Genomic DNA, 18,001 nt, shown 5'->3' on the forward strand with positions numbered 1-18,001 from the left:
TTTTCAATCTGTTTTTTATTTGTTTTTACTCTTTTTTAGTATTGTTTTTATAGGCTTTGGAATTGAATTTAATTAGCAAAATAGGAATGCCGATTAAAATGGCTAGTGAGATTCCAACGAAGCCAATCTTTTCATTATCCAACCATTTGGAAAAACAATAGGCTATTAAGATTATGGCAGCCATACCATAAAAAACAAATGCAAATAGGTTTGCAATTTTAGAAATATTGTAAGTTGCTTTTTCAGCATCGGGCATGGTGTTATATCCTGCAATTAAATCATACAATTTAAAGTTCTTGATTAGAATTGCAACAACGAGAAATATTATAGCCGTTAATATCATACTGTTTCGGTATAAAGTTGACCTCGATGTGGTTTTAAAGCATCACGAATTGGAGGCATTTCATCTTCAGGAACCACCATATACGCAATGGCATGCACATCATTTTCGGCATTAAAACCAGTGATGTTCAAGTCTAAATTTTCTTTCTTTATATATTCTTTTAAATGAACTTCGTGATGTTCTGCAATTTTCAAGGCATCTGGACCTCTAAAATCCCAGATTAATTTTAAGTTTCGCATACTTCTAATTTTAGATTAAATATCGTGAAAATTACTTTAATTATGACTTTAAGTTTTTAATTCGCTCCAATAAAGTTGGATGTGAATAATGCATAAATACATAGGCTTTATGTGGCGTTAAATTACTCAAACTATTTTTAGACAACTTTTTAAGTGAGCTAATTAACGGTTCAGCCTCATAGGTGTTTTTCGCATAGTCATCGGCTTGATATTCAAATTTTCTAGAAAACCAATTCATAACCAGTCCGGTAATTTCTGATATCGGACTGTATAGCAATCCAAAAGCAATTAATCCGACATGAAAACTAGGAATTTCAACACCCAAAGCCTGAGAAAGCAGCGGATTGGTTATAAATATAGATAGAATAAAAAGCGTTAAACCTGTCAATAAAATAGACGTTATTAAATTGAAAATAATATGTTTCTTTTTATAATGTCCCACTTCATGCGCTAGAACGGCCACAATTTCTTCGTCATCTAAATCTTTAACCAAGGTATCATAAAGTGTGACGCGTTTTTCACTTCCAAAGCCCGAAAAATAAGCATTGGCTTTGGTGCTGCGTTTAGAACCGTCAATCACAAAAATTTTATCGAGTGTAAAGCCAACGGTTTCGGCATAAGCTGAAATTTTATCTCGTAAACTACCGTTTTCTAAAGGCGATTGCTTGTTGAATAAAGGCACAATGAGTCGCGCGTAAAACATATTTAGAAAAATAGTAAACGCCGTTACAAGTCCCCAGGCATATAGCCAAAAGTAACTTCCTGTTACATTGTAAAACCAAATAATGAGCGCTAAAATACTGCCACCAAGAACGGCCATCATAAGGATGCCTTTTAATTTATCTAGAACAAATGTTGTTTTCGTAGTTTTATTAAATCCGAATTTCTCTTCAATCACAAAAGTCTGGTAATAGGAAAATGGTGTGGTAAGAAGATCACTGCCTATCATAATAATCCCGAAGAAAATAAGGGCAATGAGTATGGGATTTTCTGAATAACTTCTGGCCATAGTATCTATATATTCAAAACCATCCAATAGCAAAAAAGCCAAAGTTAACACAACCGAAAACGTAGACGTTAAAATACCAAAGTTATAATTAGTCTTTTTATAGGCTTGCGACTTTTCATATTCTTCCGTATTGTAAACATCTTGCAGTTCTTTAGGGACAGGATCATTAAAATGTTTCGCATTTAAGCCCTCTAAAACTTTATCAATTATAAAGTCGATTAAAATGATGGCGATGATGATGTAAAAAAGGGTAGTTGAGGTCATGACTATTTAAAGTTCAATGTTTAAGATTCAAAATCCTATAAACTTGGAATTTTGTGATTTGTTTATTGCGAATTTTTATAGAAAATTTCGCTGTCTTTTCGCTTCAAAAATAAGAATTCCTGCAGCAACCGATAAATTCATAGAATCAATTTCGCCTTGCATAGGAATTATAATATTTTGGGTAGCAGCATCAAGCCATTCTTGACTTAATCCAGTGGCTTCCGTGCCAACGACTAAAGCGGTTGGTTGGGTATAATCTTGCGTGTGGTAATTAACGGATGCTTGTAAAGCCGCACAGTAAATATGAATCTGCTTTTCATTTAAATAGTTAATAATTTCTTCCGTTGAACCCATGGCAATTTGGTTGGTAAATACACAACCAACACTAGAGCGAATAATATTGGGATTGTATAAATCAGATTTAGGATTGGCAATAATAACTAAATCCACATTCGCGGCATCAGCTGTTCGTAAAATAGCGCCAATATTCCCTGGTTTTTCAGGTGCTTCAGCAACAAGAATTAAGGGTTTTTTCGTTTTTAAGATAACAGATTCTAAAGCATGTAACTTACTTTTGGCTACCGCTAAAACACCTTCTGTGGTATCCCTATGCGCTAATTTTTGATAGACGTCTTTGGAGACTTCAATACAGTTAGTAAAATCGCCTATTAATTCTTTTAAATGGTCTTCAGAAAACAGTTCAGGATAAAATAAAATGGTATCAATTTCATAACCACCTTTCAGTGCTAATGCGATTTCCCGAGCACCTTCAATTAAGAATAACCCCGACTTTTTACGTGCTCTAGATTTTTCTTTTAAAAACACCAATTCCTTAATGTAGGAATTTTGTGTACTTGAAATAACTTTGTTCATCATGAAATTGGCTATATTTAACGCTGCAAAGTTAATTTATTATGAAGCAAAAACTACTTTTTCTACTTATTACTGTACTATTTACTGTCAACAATTTTTCTCAATCCTCCTTTATAACGCAGGATTTGGATTGCGTTACAGGTTGTACAGACCTCAATGTTAATTTCCCTGTAATTCAAGGAACTAATGATTATGAAGTTGCAAGCATTCCGTTTAATCCACCGAGGAATTTTAATGGATTAGAAAACTCCTTATTCCTAAATGTTGATGATTTATGGAGTAATGTTATAGATTTACCATTTGATTTTAATTTTTTTGGAGATAGCTATAATCAATTAATTATAGGAGGAAATGGCGTTTTGTCCTTTGATGTTTCTAATGCTGGATCTAGTAATGGGTGGCAATTAAACGGAACCTTGCCGAATAGTTCGAACGAAACCTTGAGTGAGGCCAATATTTTTGGAGCAGCTCATGATATGGATCCTAGTGCCAGTAATGGAACACATGAAATTGGATATGAGGTTTTTGGTCAAGCACCTTTTAGATACTTTATTGCTAGTTATTATAATGTGGGACATTTTGGTAACCAATGTGATGATTTAAGAACAACCCAAATGATGGTTCTTTATGAAACTACTAACATTGTTGAGGTATTTTTACAAGATAAACCCATTTGCGCGTTATGGAATAGTGGTAATGCCGTAGTAGGAATTCAAAATTCTGTTGGAACGATTGCTGTTGTGCCTCCAGGAAGAAATACAAGTCAATGGGAAGCAACCAATGAAGCGTGGCGTTTTAACCCTTCAGGACCTGTTGTTGAAAATACGTATCAATGGACTAATGGTGCAGGACAAATAATTGGCACAACTCCTACAGTTACTGTTTGTCCAACTTCAGATGAAACTTTTACCGTAGAAACCTCCTATTTTAATTTTAGCTTTTTTGGATATGACACTTATATAGAAGATATTTTAGTTTACTCTGGCTTAATTGGTGAAGCACCAGCAAACCTACAAGTATGCAGTGATGTGACCAATGAGTTTTTTGATTTAACTCAACAAACAGCTGTTATTACAGGTGGCTCAACTTGCAGTGTTGTTACCTACTATGAAACATTAGCCAATGCCGAAACTGGTACTAATGAAATTTCAAACCCTAGCAGTTATACAAACACCTCGAATCCGCAGACCATTTTTGTTCGTGTGGAAGATGCAGATTCTGGGAATTTTGAAACCAGCTTATTTACCATACAAATTGATCTATTGCCAGCAACAGCACCAGCAGAAATGGAAGCTTGCAGTACAACTCCTGGTTTTGCGGAGTTTGATTTAGATGTCTTATCAGAATTAATTACAGTTCCGAATTCAGGTTTTGAATTTTCATTTTATGCATCTATTGTAGATGCGCAGAATGACCGAAATCCTTTGGTGAGTCCGTTCACAAACACAGTAGCCAATAGTCAAGGATTAATTGCGAAAGTAACAGATCCTAATACGGGTTGTTTTGTATATACTGAATGCTATGTGAATGTCTTAGATGGAGCAGACTTGCAAAATGTTTCTTTAGTGCAATGTGATGATGAAGTAAGTGACGGTTTTACTGAATTTGATTTAGCAAGTGTTTTACAACAAGTAGGGAATGGACAGCCTAATCTGGAGCTAACACTTTACGAAAGTGAAACTGATGCCAATAATTCTACTAATCCCATTGGCAATGTAGCGAACTATACAAATACCAGCAATCCGCAAATTATTTTCGTTCGAGGTGAAAATTTAACTTCTGGTTGCGTAGGATTCAGTACAATCGAGCTATTAGTAGAAGAAGCTATCACTTTAACAACACCTTCGCCATTAACCATTTGCGATTTAGATGGAACGGCAGATGGTTTTGCCTTGTTTAACTTAACTGACAAGGATTCAGAAATTTTAGGTGGATTAGAACCCAATAATTACGCCATTAGTTATTATGAAACCCTTGCAGATGCGGAATCCAATACGAATGCTTTAAATACAACTAGTTATACAAATGTTATAGCAGACGCTCAAACCGTTTTTGTACGTGTAGATAATCTCTCTGCTGGCTGTTTTGCAACCACCACATTGGAACTGGTTGTGGATTTAGATTGTCCATTTGGATGCCAAGAAACATATACATTCTGTTATGATAGCAATGACACGACCGAATATGTGCACACCAGTGATAACGGTTCACCTTTAACTGTTGTTTTTACAGCTGGTCAGGTAGAAAATAATTTTGATGAATTAATAATATTGGACTCAGATGGTATTACAGAAATATACAATGGTTATGGTAATTCTGGTGATGTAACTGGATTAACTATTACATCGACTGGTGATTCAATTACTATCAAAGTACTTTCTGATGGTTCTGTTAGTTGTGCTTCCGGCGCACGCAACCCAATTTCATATTATGTATACTGTTTAAATTTTGAGAATGCCATAGTAGTAAATGCTTTTATAGACGAAAATGGCGATTCTATTTTTGATGATTCAGAAGTGAAATTTAACGAAGGACTATTTAGTTATGAAGTAAATAATGATGGTGTAATAAATTATGTCAATTCATCCTATGGCAGTTTTATTATTCCAAACACAACAGTAGGAGACACCTATGATGTAAGCTTTGTGATGTATGAAAATTACAATGAATGCCTCTCACAAACTATTACCCTAATTGAAAATGTTTCACCCATTGAAGGAGAAACTGTAGCGGTTAATTTCCCGTTAACACGTATAGCTGAATGTACCGATATTGCTGTGAGCTTGATTTCTTATGTGCCACCAAGACCTGGTCAGATTCAAACCAATTATCTCGTAGTTGAGAATTTAGGAAATATCCCAGTTTCGGGTTCTGTTGAATTCACGCACGATGCTCAAGTCACATTTAATAATGTGTCAGGTTTAAATGCTGGAAATACCATAACGAATACGAGTACTGGTTTTGTCTTAAACTTCAATAATTTAGCACCAGGAATGGCCGAGGAAGTTTATGTAGGATTAGATGTTCCGACGAGTTTAAATATTGGCGATTTTATTACCAATTCTGTAGTTTATAGTGAAACAGATTTAGATATTAGCAATAATAGTTCCACGTTAACACAAGCAATTGTAAACTCCTATGATCCGAATGATAAATTGGAGTCTCATGGTCCTGAAATTAAACTGGATGATTTTTCAAATGACGATTATCTATATTACACCATAAATTTTCAAAATTTAGGTACTGCTGAAGCTTTAGAAATTCGAGTTGAAGATGTCCTAGATTCTCAATTGGATACATCCACATTTAAAATGCTGAACGCGAGTCATGATTATACCGTAACACGTGTTGATAATGAACTAACATGGCAATTTGATGACATCAATCTGCCAAGCGAAAATATGGACGAACCAAACAGTCATGGGTATGTATATTTCAGAATTAAGCCTTTGCCTGGATATTCAGAAGGTGATGTGATTCCAAATACAGCCGATATTTATTTCGATTTTAATCCTGCGATTGTAACCAATACATTCGAAACTGAATTTGTTGCTAATCTATCCGTTGAAGAATTCGCTTCTGTTGGTTATTCTATGTATCCGAATCCTGCAAAAACAGTTGTTAATTTTGAGTTTAATAAGAAATTTCAATCGGATGTAACTATTCAAGTTTATGATGTTCACGGAAAGCTCGTGCTGAAATCGAAGCATATAACTCAAGATAATAAAATAGAAATTAATGTATCTAAATTACCTCAAGGTTTATACTTTATAGAATTGAGCACTAGTACATTCAAAACGATTGAAAAGCTTATTGTAAACTAATTACATACAGCATAATATTATTTTAAAAGCTTCAGTTTCGCTGAAGCTTTTTTTTGTAATGTTTACTTATAATTTCGACAAATTATGACAACCAATACATATTAATACATGAAGAATTACATTTTGGCTATGACACTTTTAGTTGTTTTTTCGGCCTGCAAACAAAACAATACAAATCCAGTAGCATTAGAAACTCCAGAAGAAACTATAGAAGTTGTTGAAGTAGAAAAAAACAATTATCCAGAAAATCTGACTAAAGTGTTCGATGCTCACGGTGGAATTGATGCCTGGAAAGCTATGAAATCCCTAGCATTTACCATGGAAAAACCAGACGGAACAGAAATTACTACAACGAATCTTAACTCAAGAGAAGCACTGATTGAAAGCCCTAATGCAAATATCGGATTTGATGGTAGCAAAGCATGGTTTTTAAATAAAACCGAAGGCGACTATCAAGGATATGAACCGTTATATTACTATAATTTGATGTTCTATTTTTATGCTATGCCTTTTGTCTTGTCTGATGATGGAATTAATTATGCCGAAGCTGAACCTTTGGTTTTTGAAGGCGTAACGTATCCAGGAATTCAAATAACTTATAATGCTGGAGTTGGCGAAACTCCAGAAGATCGTTATGTTTTATATTACAACGCGGAAACCTTCCAAATGGAATGGTTAGGGTATACAGTAAGTTTTGTTCCAGGAATAGATAAAAAGGAATTACACTTTAGAAGGTATGATAACTGGCAAAAAGTAAATGGTTTATTATTACCTAAAACAATTGTAGGCTATGACTTTAAAGATGATAAGCCAACGGAAGCAAAAAAAAGTACTGAATTTACAGATGTACAAGTTACCAACCAAGCAATAGAATCTAGCAAATTTGCAAAACCAGAAAATGGGGAATTTGTAAACTAGAATTCAGAAATTATAAAAAAAGCGAGCTAATTTTAATTAGCTCGCTTTTTATTTAGGTATAATAGCTTTATTTAATTTTACTGATTCTTATACTTTTCAGAATAACGTCTCCAAAGTTCCGTTTGGTGACTTTCTAAACTTATTTCGCGACCTTGAATAAAAGCTTGGGTTAAAATGTTGGTTCGCATATCTAAAGCATCACCTTCACTAATAAAAAGTGTGGCATCTTTTCCTGCTTCCAAGGTTCCAGCAAAGCTATCGATTCCTAAAATTTTCGCCGTATTTGAGGTTATTAATTTTAAAGCCTCCTCTTTTACAATACCATAAGCTGCACAAGTACCAGCGAAGAAAGGTAAATTTCGAGTTTGGAAGTTTTCAGCATTTCCAACTTGAATTCCCACAACAATACCAGCATCATGCAAAATTTTTGCTAGTTTAAACGGCATGTCATAGTCTTGATCATCATTTGCAGGTAAGGTATGTGGTGTATTAATTAAAACAGGCACATTTTGCTGCTTTAGCAAATCAGTTACTTTGTAAGCTTCAGCACCACCAACAATAACTAAATGTTCAATATTATTATTTTTTGCAAAGTAAATGGCATCTGCGATTCCTTTTTCATCATCTACATGAACAAAAAGCTTTTGCGAACCATTGTAAAGTCCTTGCATAGCTTCAAACGGTAAATGTTTCGGCTTCTTATTACCTTTTAAATAGGCTTTACTATCCGTGATAAAAGTAGTCACTTCATTTATTTGATTTGCATACTCTTTATTTGGTTTTAAACCAGCTGGTTCTCCTAACCACCAACGCCCTCTAGAAAAGCTACTTGGCCAATTTAAATGAATACCATCATCCGTTTTTATGGAAGCATCTTCCCAATTCCAAGCATCCAATTGTACAATGGATGAGGTTCCTGAAATTCGTCCGCCTTTAGGCGAAACTTGAGCCATTAAAACGCCATTTGGACGCATAGACTCTACCACTTTCGATTCCGTGTTATAAGCAATTAAACTACGTACATGCGGAATCATGGCGCCAATTTCATTCTGATCATCTGAAGCTCTTACGGCGTCCACTTCTACTAATCCTAACGCGGAATTGGCAGCAATAAAGCCTGGATATACATGTTTTCCTTTTGCATCAATAACCGTCATACCAGACGTGTTTGCACTTCCTGAATTGACAGACGTAATTTTTCCATTTTCAAAAACAAGCACGCTGTTTTCAATTATCTGGCCATTTCCAATATGTGCTGTTGCACCAACAATAGCAATGGCTTTTGTTTGTTTAGATCCTGGTGTTTGTTGCGCAAACGAACTAGAACTAACTAGTAGCGCAATAAAAAGGATATATATATATAAATGTTTCATCGGTTTTTCTTTTTATGTTTTACAACGTATCACAATGGAAATGCAATTCTTCTTTCTTAACAACTGGTTTTGTTTTTAAACCTTTGTTTTTTGCTTGAAGCATCATGGTTGTTAATTCGTTTTTCTCCTTTTTCATAGCATCACGCGTTTGTTTGTCGCGATCCACATCAAAATAAATAGTGCCTTCAATTAGTGTTTTTTCAGCTTTACTGTAAATAGACATAGGATGATCACTCCAAAGTACCATATCGGCATCTTTACCAACTTTGACACTTCCTACACGATTATCAATATGTAATAATTTTGCTGGGTTTAAAGTCACCATTTTCCAAGCTTCTTCTTCACTAACGCCACCATACTTGACAACTTTAGCCGATTCTTGGTTTAAACGACGGGACATTTCAGCATCATCACTATTAATAGCGGTTACAATTCCTTGGTTGTGAAGAATAGCTGCATTATAAGGAATGGCATCATTTACTTCATATTTGTAAGCCCACCAATCACTAAAGGTTGATGCACCAACGCCATGTGCTTTCATTTTATCTGCTACTTTATAACCTTCTAAAATGTGGGTGAATGTATTGATAGTAAAATCGAATTGATCAGCAACACTCATTAACATGTTAATTTCACTTTGAACATAAGAATGACAAGTAATGAAACGTTCATTATTCATAATTTCAACAAGTGTTTCTAACTCTAAATCTTTTCTGAAAGGTTTCCCACTTTTCTTTAAAGCATCATAAGCTTTAGCTCTTGTGAAATAATCTATATAAACTTGCTCAACACCCATACGTGTTTGAGGAAAACGTGTGCGGGAATAATCGCCCCAATTGGATTGCTTGACGTTTTCACCTAAAGCGAACTTAATGGTTTTTGGTGCTTCATCAAAAATTAAGTTTTGAGCAGATTCACCCCATTTTAATTTGATAATAGCTGAACGACCTCCAATAGGGTTTGCCGATCCGTGTAGAATTTGAATAGTTGTAACACCACCCGCTAAATTTCTATAGATGTTGACATCGTCAGAATCTACGACATCTTCAATAGTAACTTCTGCTGAAGAATTTTGTCCAGATTCGTTAACTGCTGAAGTCGCGATATGTGAGTGCTCATCAATAATTCCTGACGTAATATGTTTTCCAGTAGCATCAATAACCGTAGCATTTCCGGCGCTTAAATTAGTGCCGATTTTTGTAATCTTACCATCTTTTACTAAAACATCAGTATTTTTTAAAATCCCTTCCGCTTCATTAGTCCAAACGGTTGCATTTTTAAATAAAAGCGTTTGCTGCTTTGGTTTTTCAGCAAAACCATAGGCCTCATTTGGATAGGTTATAGGAAATATTTTAACATCTGGTGACTTGTCTTCATCTTCATCATCTTTCGCGTCGTCAGACTTCTTACTAGCATCCTTTTCTACTTTTTTAGCGTAGAATGTGGTTTCACTACCATTTGGTAAAATAGCCATTCCGTTAAGGTTAGCGGCATTAATAATTTTCGCTGATAACCTTACAAAATCTTGTTTCGTTGTATCAACACTTGAAAAGGTTAGCGCCATCCAATCATCCGTCATAGAAATTTTAGAACCTAATTTTCGAGACTCTGTTTTAACGGTTGATTTTAATTTTGACAATTCACCATCAATTTTCAAATCGTAGGTAGTTTCTGCAACTTTCAACTCATAATCACCACGAATATCAATCGTATTCATCGATACAATTTCATGTTTATTACCTATAACCCAGTTTTCATAAACCGTTGTTTTCTTATCGAAAATTTTACCAGAGGTAATTAAGAAATTGGCATAAGAACCAACTTTTAACGTTCCTATTTCATTGCTTTTTCCTAATATGCCTGCAGGAACGGTTGTTAAAGCTGCTAATGCAACAGTTTCATCTAAACCATATTCAATGGCTTTTTGAAGATTCGGCATAAATTGCGATGGCTTTTTTAAATCGTGTAACGTTAAAGCAAACGAAATCCCATTTTTTTGTAAGACGCTTGGGTTAATAGGCTTCTGATTCCACTCACGCATATCAGATAAACTAGCGGTACTGGCCATAATTGGATCTTCCATATCAAAAGCATCTGGAAAATTGATAGGAATAATAAACGTAGCATTGGTAGCTTTAATTTCGTTTATCAATTCATATTCATCGCCACCACCAACAATTACGTATTGTGTATTAACATCGTCTCCAACTTTGTCCAAACGCAAATCGTTCATTTTACTACCTGCGTCCATAATTTGAACGAGGCCTTTATTTTTATTGAAAGCTTCCAACGAACGGTCTTTAGTTTCAGATAAACCTTTTGCATACCAATCCGCATCATAATTAACCTGTCTTAAAAGTGCCGTGGCACCCATTAAAGAGGTTGGGTAGGATTGTCTAGATGCTACACTTTTACTGGTAGATAAATACTGTGCGGAACGATCGGCTAGAATGCGAGAAGCATCTGTACCGTTTGGAGAAAGTGCAATTAGACTTCCTGTTCCACGAATAATACCATCAGCAATATGGGTATTTACAACGCCAAAACCGGCTTCACGAATATCGCTGGCCATTTTAGAGTCGAAAGCATAGCTTTCAATAGCATTTTGTTCTGGTTTAATATGGTCGTTCCAGTAATAACCTTCGCGAGACGCATCATATTGCGGACTGTTAGAACTGGAAGCGCGTTCCGGTTTTTTAACGCCAAACGTAGAGTAGATATCCACAAATGATGGATAAATATGTTTTCCTTCCAGATTAGTAGTTGTCGTATTCTCTGGAATTGTAACTTTTTTTCCACTGGCTATAACTTTACCATCCTTAATTAATAAGGTAGCGTTTTCAATAGTTTCAGTGGGTGATATATGCAAAGTTGCATTGGTAAAAGCAAAGTAACTGTGACTTTCTGCTTTTACACCATCATTTTTCGGGAAATAGTCTTGTGCCATGAGTGAAATACCACTCATAAAACAAAACAGCATCAATAGTTTTTTCATTGGTTGAGGTTGGTTAAAAATTTAAAAAGTTAAATATAAGTTTTGTGTTAGGTTTTAGTTCTGTTAATTAACATTTCGTTTAGTTTTCTAAAAAGTAATTGACATATAAAGCCACTACATAGCTATAACTTTTCATGCCATCTTGCTGGTTATTGGCTTTTAAAAAGGAATTATAGGTTTCTTTAAAAACGGGTTCGGTAATGTTCTGATACCCGTTCCAAAAATCTTGCACTTCTTGGTAGTTTTTTAGAATACCTAAATTAATGGTTGGTAGCAATGTGTTGTATTGTTCTGGATCTCTTCTAAAAATTTCCAATAAACAATGGCGCAAAGCGAAAGTGTATCCACAATATTTGAAAAATTTATCTTCATGTGACATGGCAGCGAGACTTCCCATAAAATTCGCTTCATTTTCAGCAGCATAACCCAATTGGTGCGCAATTTCATGAGATACCGTTGTTGGGAATTTATAAGCTGGAATAAGTTCATCAATATGAGCCTCATTAGTCAACGGATTTAAATAACCACTAAATCCCATATAGGTTAGCGGTAAACTAAATAGAGACATTTTAATGCTTTTTGGATGGTATTCCAAATGTGGATATTGCTTTTGCAACTGTGCATATCCTAAAGGAGCCATTTTTAATATTTCTTTTTTGGAGTAGGGTATAACCACTTTTAAAGAATCTTGATTGGCTACTTTTAGATGAAGTGTATTGGATTTTATAATTAATTCTTCCGTAATTTGAATTAACTCTTCCGTTGAGTAATCAGCTTTTAAATTTAAATTTTCATGCAGTGGCAAGCGGTAATAATTGAAAGCCCACAACAGATGAAAAGCGAAATAAAGTACAGAAATGGTGGCGAAAATATCAATAATCCAATTTTTGAAATCTTTGAGCATCCGCATTCTATTAACAATAAACCAACGAATAATGAATATAATGGCTGCTGCGTATAATATATCGCCAAAAGAAAACGGCAACCAACCAAAAACATATCTGGATAGTGCGGATAACCATTGATAAATACCATTGCTATAAACGGTTTCAACAAAATTTGGAAACTGCGCGAGAATATTAATTAGAATAATCTGTGGAATAAGCGCAAGCGCTATAAATAGCTTGGTGTTTTTCTGCATAATTCAAAAATAAGGAATTGTTTTATTACTCTACACATTATAATTACCTTTGTAAAACATTAAAAATACACTTATGAACGAAGCAATACGAGAACTCGAACCCAAAGTCTTATGGAATAAATTTGCCGATTTAAATGCGGTGCCGCGCCCTTCTAAAAAAGAAGAACGCGTGATCAATTTTATGAAAGATTTCGGTAATAAATTAGGATTGGAAACCCTTGAAGATAAAGTTGGGAATGTTATTATAAAAAAACCAGCTACTTCTGGAATGGAAGATAGAACGGCTATTGTTCTACAATCCCATTTAGATATGGTACATCAAAAAAATAACGATACCGATTTCGATTTTGATACACAAGGTATTGAGATGTATGTTGATGGTGATTGGGTACGCGCTAGAGGAACTACTTTGGGTGCAGATAATGGTTTAGGCGTTGCCACCATTATGGCTATTTTAGAAAGTACTGATATTGAACATCCTGCAATAGAAGCTTTATTTACTATTGATGAAGAAACCGGAATGACAGGGGCTATGGGTCTTGAAGGTGGTTTGTTGAAAGGTGAAATTCTATTGAATTTAGATACAGAAGAAGATGATGAAATTGGCGTAGGTTGTGCTGGTGGCGTGGATGTAACGGCTACAAGAACGTATAAAGAAGAAGAAACTCCCGAATTTAAAACCGGTTATTTAATTACAGTAAAAGGTTTGCAAGGTGGTCATTCAGGCATGCAAATTCATGAAGGTTTAGGAAACGCTAATAAAATTATGAACCGTCTGATTTTTGATGGTTTTGAAAATTTTGGTTTGCGAATTTCAGAAATTAGCGGCGGAAGTCTGCGTAACGCTATTCCACGTGAAAGTAATGCTATTGTTGCCATAGATTCTATTCATGAAGAAGCCTTTGTTGCTGAAATGGCAGAATATGCACAGACCATTCAAACCGAATTGAAAACCATGGAACCCGATTTGAAAATTGAAGTTTCTAAAGTTGAAACACCTGAAAACATTATGGATTTAGGGGTTCAAGAAGGTGTAACGCGTGCTTTATATGCTGCGGTAAATGGTGTATATAGAATGAGTGCTGATATTCCAGGATTAGTTGAAACTTCTAATAATATTGCCCGCGTTACCATGAAAGGCGGTGAAATTGAAATCGCTTGTTTAACACGTTCTTCAGTTGAAAGTGCCAAATGGGATTTAGCTAACAGCTTACGTGCTTCTTTTGAATTAACGGGTTGTGAAGTGGAATTTAAAGGTGAATATCCCGGATGGACACCGAATATGGATTCGAAAATATTAAAAGTTTTAGATAAACTATATTCAGATATGAATGGTGAGAAAGCACATGTCGCTGCTTGTCACGCCGGATTAGAATGTGGAATTTTAGGTCAGAATTATCCAGATATGGATATGATTAGTTTTGGACCAACCATAAAAGGCGCGCATTCTCCAGATGAACGTGCTCAAATTTCTTCGGCTCAAAAATATTGGAAATTTATTTTAGAAATTCTAAAGAATATTCCTAAAAAACAGTAATTCCTTTTGACATATTATAACTAAAAAGCCGCGTTTCTAAATCAGAAACGCGGCTTTTTTATAGGATATTGGAAAATTATTTTCCTTCTATACCTTCAATCTTTAATTCGAAAATTAAGTTAGAGTTTGGTGGAATAGGACCAGAGCCATTTTCACCGTATCCTAAATAAGATGGGATAAAAACTTTGGCTTTATTACCCACATTCATATTTAACATCGCTTCTCTAAAACCAGGGACTAAACCTGCTGTTTCATTGTAAATCATAGCAAATGGCTTGTAACCACCTGCAGTATCACGTTGCTCGTTATAAGCATTGTTAGCTTTAGCAACTTCTGCCCAGCTTGTATCAAATAAACGACCGTCTTCAAAGAAACCCGCGTAATTTACCATGACTTTATCTGTGCTTGATGGTTTTGTGTTTTCGCCTTCTTCAGTGAAAATCATTACAACGCCTGTATCTAGTTTTTTAACTGTACCATTTAAATCCGCATTTTTAGTGATAAATGCTTCAGCAGCTGCACTTGCAGATTCTTTAAGTTTTTGTTTAGCTTCTTCTTTTAAAGCTTCTTGCTTATCTAAAACTTTAGGTAATTCCTCTTGGTAAACTTTAGCAGCGTCAAAACCTTCAGCAGCTTTACCTTTTCTAATAATGTTTAATTTTTCAATTACAACTGGCTGTAAAGGTTTATTACTTCCTGGCTCTACAGCTACATTAGAAATAACTTCTAAAACATCTAATCCAATAACAACTTCTCCAAAAACAGAATGTTTATTATCTAAATGTTGTGTTGGTACTTCTGTAATGAAAAACTGGCTTCCATTGGTATTTGGACCTGAATTGGCCATAGACAAAATACCTGGTTTGCTGTGTTTTAAATCTGGGTGAAATTCATCTGTAAATTTGTATCCTGGATCTCCTGAACCTGTTCCTGTTGGATCGCCACCTTGTATCATGAATTTATCAATTACACGGTGAAAAGTTAAACTGTCATAATACGGTTTTCCTTTAAAGTTTTCAGATACACTTGGATGTGTTCCTTCAGCCAGCGCAACAAAATTGGAAACTGTTACTGGAACTTTGTCGTAATACAATTTGGCAACCATTGTGCCTTTATTGGTTACAAATTCAGCATAAAGTCCATCTTCTAGATCTGGATACTGTTGGCTACAAGACGTGAAACTCACGAAGAGTGCTAAAACTAATAATTTCATGGTATGTTTCAAAATGTTCATTTTTAAAATTTAAAAGGTTATTTATAACTATTTAATTGGGTTCTGTTGTTGTAATATCGAAAACGGTTACTTCACAAATAATAGGAATATTGGTGCCTATTTTGTTTTCGTCACCATAATATCCGTAGGCTTTTTGTGATGGAAATAGAAATGTAACTGTTTCACCGGCACGCATTAATTTTAAGCCTTCGCGCAAACCGGTAAACAATTCTTGCTTATCCATTATATAGGTTTGCTGCTTTAATTCGGCTTTCGTATAAATAATGTTATCAGAAATATCTTTGATATTATATTCAAATATAACAGTATCACCAAAACCTGGCGTGATTAATGAATCGGCTACTTTGGTTTTATAAGCATACCAAAATCCGTTTTTAGAAGCAATATAATGGTTAACGGAATCTTTAGCTATTACTGTTTCAAAAGCGGTGCGTTCACGATTATTTAATTTCTTATTGCGCTCAACGGATTGGTCTATAAACGAGCCAGATTTAGCAGAAATTGGGCGTCGCGCTTCTGGAGATTTGCACCCAACGATTGTAATTAGCATGCACACTATTAATAAAAATTTATTCATTTTTAAGGGCTTCGTTATATGAAGGTAATATACTAATAAATTTTTCAACGGTTTCTTGTAAGTTTAAGTCACTTTTACCACCAGCAGCATTGGTATGTCCGCCGCCTTCAAAATGAGAACGCGCAAATTCATTCACTGAAAAATCACCTTTAGAACGTAACGAGATTTTTATGATATTGTTTTGCTTGTCTTCAATAAATATAGCGGCAAAAATAATATTTTGTAACGATAATGCATAATTTACAAAGCCTTCCGTATCACCTTTTCTATAATTATAGTGGTTTAATTCGTCTTGAGTTAAGCTAATATAAGCTGTTTTAGATTCTGGAATAACCTTTAAATTAGTTAAAGCGCATCCTAAAAGTTGCATGCGCTCAAAACTATTGGCATCCATAACTGCATTATGAATTTCAGAATGTTCAGCGCCACTTTCAATTAAATGTGCGGTAACGCGGTGTGTTTCACTGGTTGTGGATGCAAAACGAAACGAACCCGTATCCGTCATAATCCCTGTGTATAAACAGGTGGCAATGTCGGGATTGATTAATGCTTTATCACCCAGCATATCAATGAAATTGTAAACCATTTCGCAGGTTGAACTCATGCGAACATCCGAATACATATACGTAGCATAATCATCTGGCTGCTGATGGTGATCTATCATTATTTTCAACCCTTTGCTAGCTTTTAACGCCTGTTCCATATCGCCTGTACGGTTTAACGCATTAAAATCTAATGTAAAAATAACATCGGCATTTTCAATAAGCATATCACAATTTGCTGTGTTGGAGTCGTATTTTAAGACTGTGTCCTCACCTGGCATCCATTTTAAAAATTCCGGATAATCATTAGGTGCAATAACTACGGCATCCTGATTATGCATTTTTAAGTAATGGTATAAGCCTAAAGTAGAGCCAATAGCGTCACCATCCGGATTTTTATGAGGAACAATAACCATTTTCTTTGGTGTTTGTAGGAGTTCCTTTATATCTGAAATAGCTTCTTTTTTCATAGGCGACGAATATACAATTTTTTAATAATGCTTTATAAGGTTTTTATTAAGAAATGCATTACTTTTGCACGCAATTTACAGAAAAGTAATTTAAAAGTTAAAGCGTTTTTCTGTGATTTATTTTAACAAAAGAAAAATAACTTAAACAAAAGAATGGCAACAAACAGAACATTTACCATGCTTAAGCCAGATGCAGTTGAAAACGGACACATTGGCGCAATTTTAGAAAAAATCAATGCTTCAGGCTTTAGAATCGTAGCTTTGAAAAAAACACAAATGACGCAAGCTGATGCTGAAGCTTTTTATGCAGTTCATAGCGAACGTCCATTTTTTGGTGAGTTAGTTGAATTCATGACTCGTGGACCTATTGTAGCGGCTATTTTAGAAAAAGACAATGCTGTTGAAGATTTTAGAACCTTAATTGGTGCTACTAATCCTGCTGATGCTGCTGAAGGTACTATTCGCAAATTATATGCAACTTCTATGGGAGAAAACGCTGCTCACGGAAGTGATAGCGATGAAAATGCTGCTATTGAAAGCGCGTTTCATTTCTCTGGACGTGAGATGTTTTAAGGAAACAACTCTATAAAATTAATAAGCCTAAAATGTTTTTCGTTTTAGGTTTTTTTTTATCTTTTAACTTACCTTCGTAGCATTCAAAA

At 34.9% G+C, this 18,001-nt stretch carries 14 protein-coding genes; 4 read left to right on the forward strand and 10 right to left on the reverse strand.

Annotated features, from left to right (window positions below):
* Positions 1-25: 25 nt before the first annotated feature.
* The 4 genes from ES674_RS10095 to ES674_RS10110 form a co-directional block, all read right to left on the reverse strand.
* Complete coding sequence (locus tag ES674_RS10095; RefSeq protein WP_148403915.1) at positions 26-343, reverse strand: DUF3784 domain-containing protein; 318 nt, start codon at positions 341-343, stop codon at positions 26-28.
* The gene (locus ES674_RS10100; RefSeq protein ID WP_148403916.1) at positions 340-582 is read right to left on the reverse strand and encodes a hypothetical protein; all 243 of its coding nucleotides are present in this window, start codon (positions 580-582) and stop codon (positions 340-342) included. Before ES674_RS10100 ends, ES674_RS10095 begins: the two co-directional genes overlap by 4 nt.
* 40 nt (positions 583-622) lie before the next feature.
* Positions 623-1,855 (reverse strand): M48 family metallopeptidase, encoded by a 1,233-nt coding sequence (locus ES674_RS10105; protein ID WP_148403917.1) that lies wholly within the window; start codon positions 1,853-1,855, stop codon positions 623-625.
* A gap of 75 nt (positions 1,856-1,930) precedes the next feature.
* The gene (locus tag ES674_RS10110) at positions 1,931-2,731 is read right to left on the reverse strand and encodes a TrmH family RNA methyltransferase (protein WP_148403918.1); all 801 of its coding nucleotides are present in this window, start codon (positions 2,729-2,731) and stop codon (positions 1,931-1,933) included.
* 38 nt (positions 2,732-2,769) lie between these two features.
* On the opposite strand from ES674_RS10110, the gene ES674_RS10115 reads away from it, so the two are divergent.
* Together ES674_RS10115 and ES674_RS10120 are read left to right on the forward strand one after the other, a co-directional pair.
* Entirely contained in the window at positions 2,770-6,552 is a 3,783-nt protein-coding gene (locus tag ES674_RS10115; RefSeq protein WP_148403919.1) for a T9SS type A sorting domain-containing protein, read from the forward strand.
* A gap of 108 nt (positions 6,553-6,660) precedes the next feature.
* Positions 6,661-7,470, forward strand: a complete 810-nt coding sequence (locus ES674_RS10120) for a DUF6503 family protein (RefSeq protein ID WP_148403920.1) — start codon at positions 6,661-6,663, stop codon at positions 7,468-7,470.
* 77 nt (positions 7,471-7,547) lie between these two features.
* Here ES674_RS10120 and ES674_RS10125 read toward each other — a convergent pair whose 3' ends face one another.
* The 3 genes from ES674_RS10125 to ES674_RS10135 form a co-directional block, all read right to left on the reverse strand.
* Positions 7,548-8,843: an amidohydrolase family protein gene (locus tag ES674_RS10125; protein WP_148403921.1), complete on the reverse strand. Its 1,296-nt coding sequence runs from the start codon at positions 8,841-8,843 to the stop codon at positions 7,548-7,550.
* 19 nt (positions 8,844-8,862) lie between these two features.
* Entirely contained in the window at positions 8,863-11,838 is a 2,976-nt protein-coding gene (locus tag ES674_RS10130; protein ID WP_170233999.1) for an amidohydrolase family protein, read from the reverse strand.
* A gap of 79 nt (positions 11,839-11,917) precedes the next feature.
* Complete coding sequence (locus ES674_RS10135; protein WP_148403922.1) at positions 11,918-12,979, reverse strand: DUF3810 domain-containing protein; 1,062 nt, start codon at positions 12,977-12,979, stop codon at positions 11,918-11,920.
* A 73-nt stretch (positions 12,980-13,052) separates the two neighbouring features.
* On the opposite strand from ES674_RS10135, the gene ES674_RS10140 reads away from it, so the two are divergent.
* On the forward strand, positions 13,053-14,516 hold the full coding sequence (locus ES674_RS10140; protein WP_148403923.1) for an aminoacyl-histidine dipeptidase: 1,464 nt from the start codon (positions 13,053-13,055) through the stop codon (positions 14,514-14,516).
* 76 nt (positions 14,517-14,592) lie between these two features.
* On the opposite strand, the gene ES674_RS10145 is transcribed toward ES674_RS10140, so the two are convergent.
* From ES674_RS10145 to ES674_RS10155, 3 genes are read right to left on the reverse strand one after another with little or no spacing between them, the layout of a single operon-like run.
* The gene (locus ES674_RS10145; protein WP_246126018.1) at positions 14,593-15,750 is read right to left on the reverse strand and encodes a peptidylprolyl isomerase; all 1,158 of its coding nucleotides are present in this window, start codon (positions 15,748-15,750) and stop codon (positions 14,593-14,595) included.
* A gap of 31 nt (positions 15,751-15,781) precedes the next feature.
* Complete coding sequence (gene gldI, locus ES674_RS10150) at positions 15,782-16,327, reverse strand: gliding motility-associated peptidyl-prolyl isomerase GldI (RefSeq protein ID WP_148403925.1); 546 nt, start codon at positions 16,325-16,327, stop codon at positions 15,782-15,784.
* Complete coding sequence (locus ES674_RS10155; RefSeq protein ID WP_148403926.1) at positions 16,320-17,339, reverse strand: DHH family phosphoesterase; 1,020 nt, start codon at positions 17,337-17,339, stop codon at positions 16,320-16,322. The genes gldI and ES674_RS10155 overlap by 8 nt, the downstream gene beginning before the upstream one ends.
* A 153-nt stretch (positions 17,340-17,492) precedes the next feature.
* On the opposite strand from ES674_RS10155, the gene ES674_RS10160 reads away from it, so the two are divergent.
* A complete protein-coding gene (locus tag ES674_RS10160; protein WP_148403927.1) occupies positions 17,493-17,912 on the forward strand; it encodes a nucleoside-diphosphate kinase in 420 nt (139 codons plus the stop codon).
* The last annotated feature ends 89 nt before the right edge of the window (positions 17,913-18,001 follow it).

Source organism: Bizionia myxarmorum (assembly GCF_008086205.1).
GTDB lineage: Bacteria > Bacteroidota > Bacteroidia > Flavobacteriales > Flavobacteriaceae > Algorimicrobium > Algorimicrobium myxarmorum.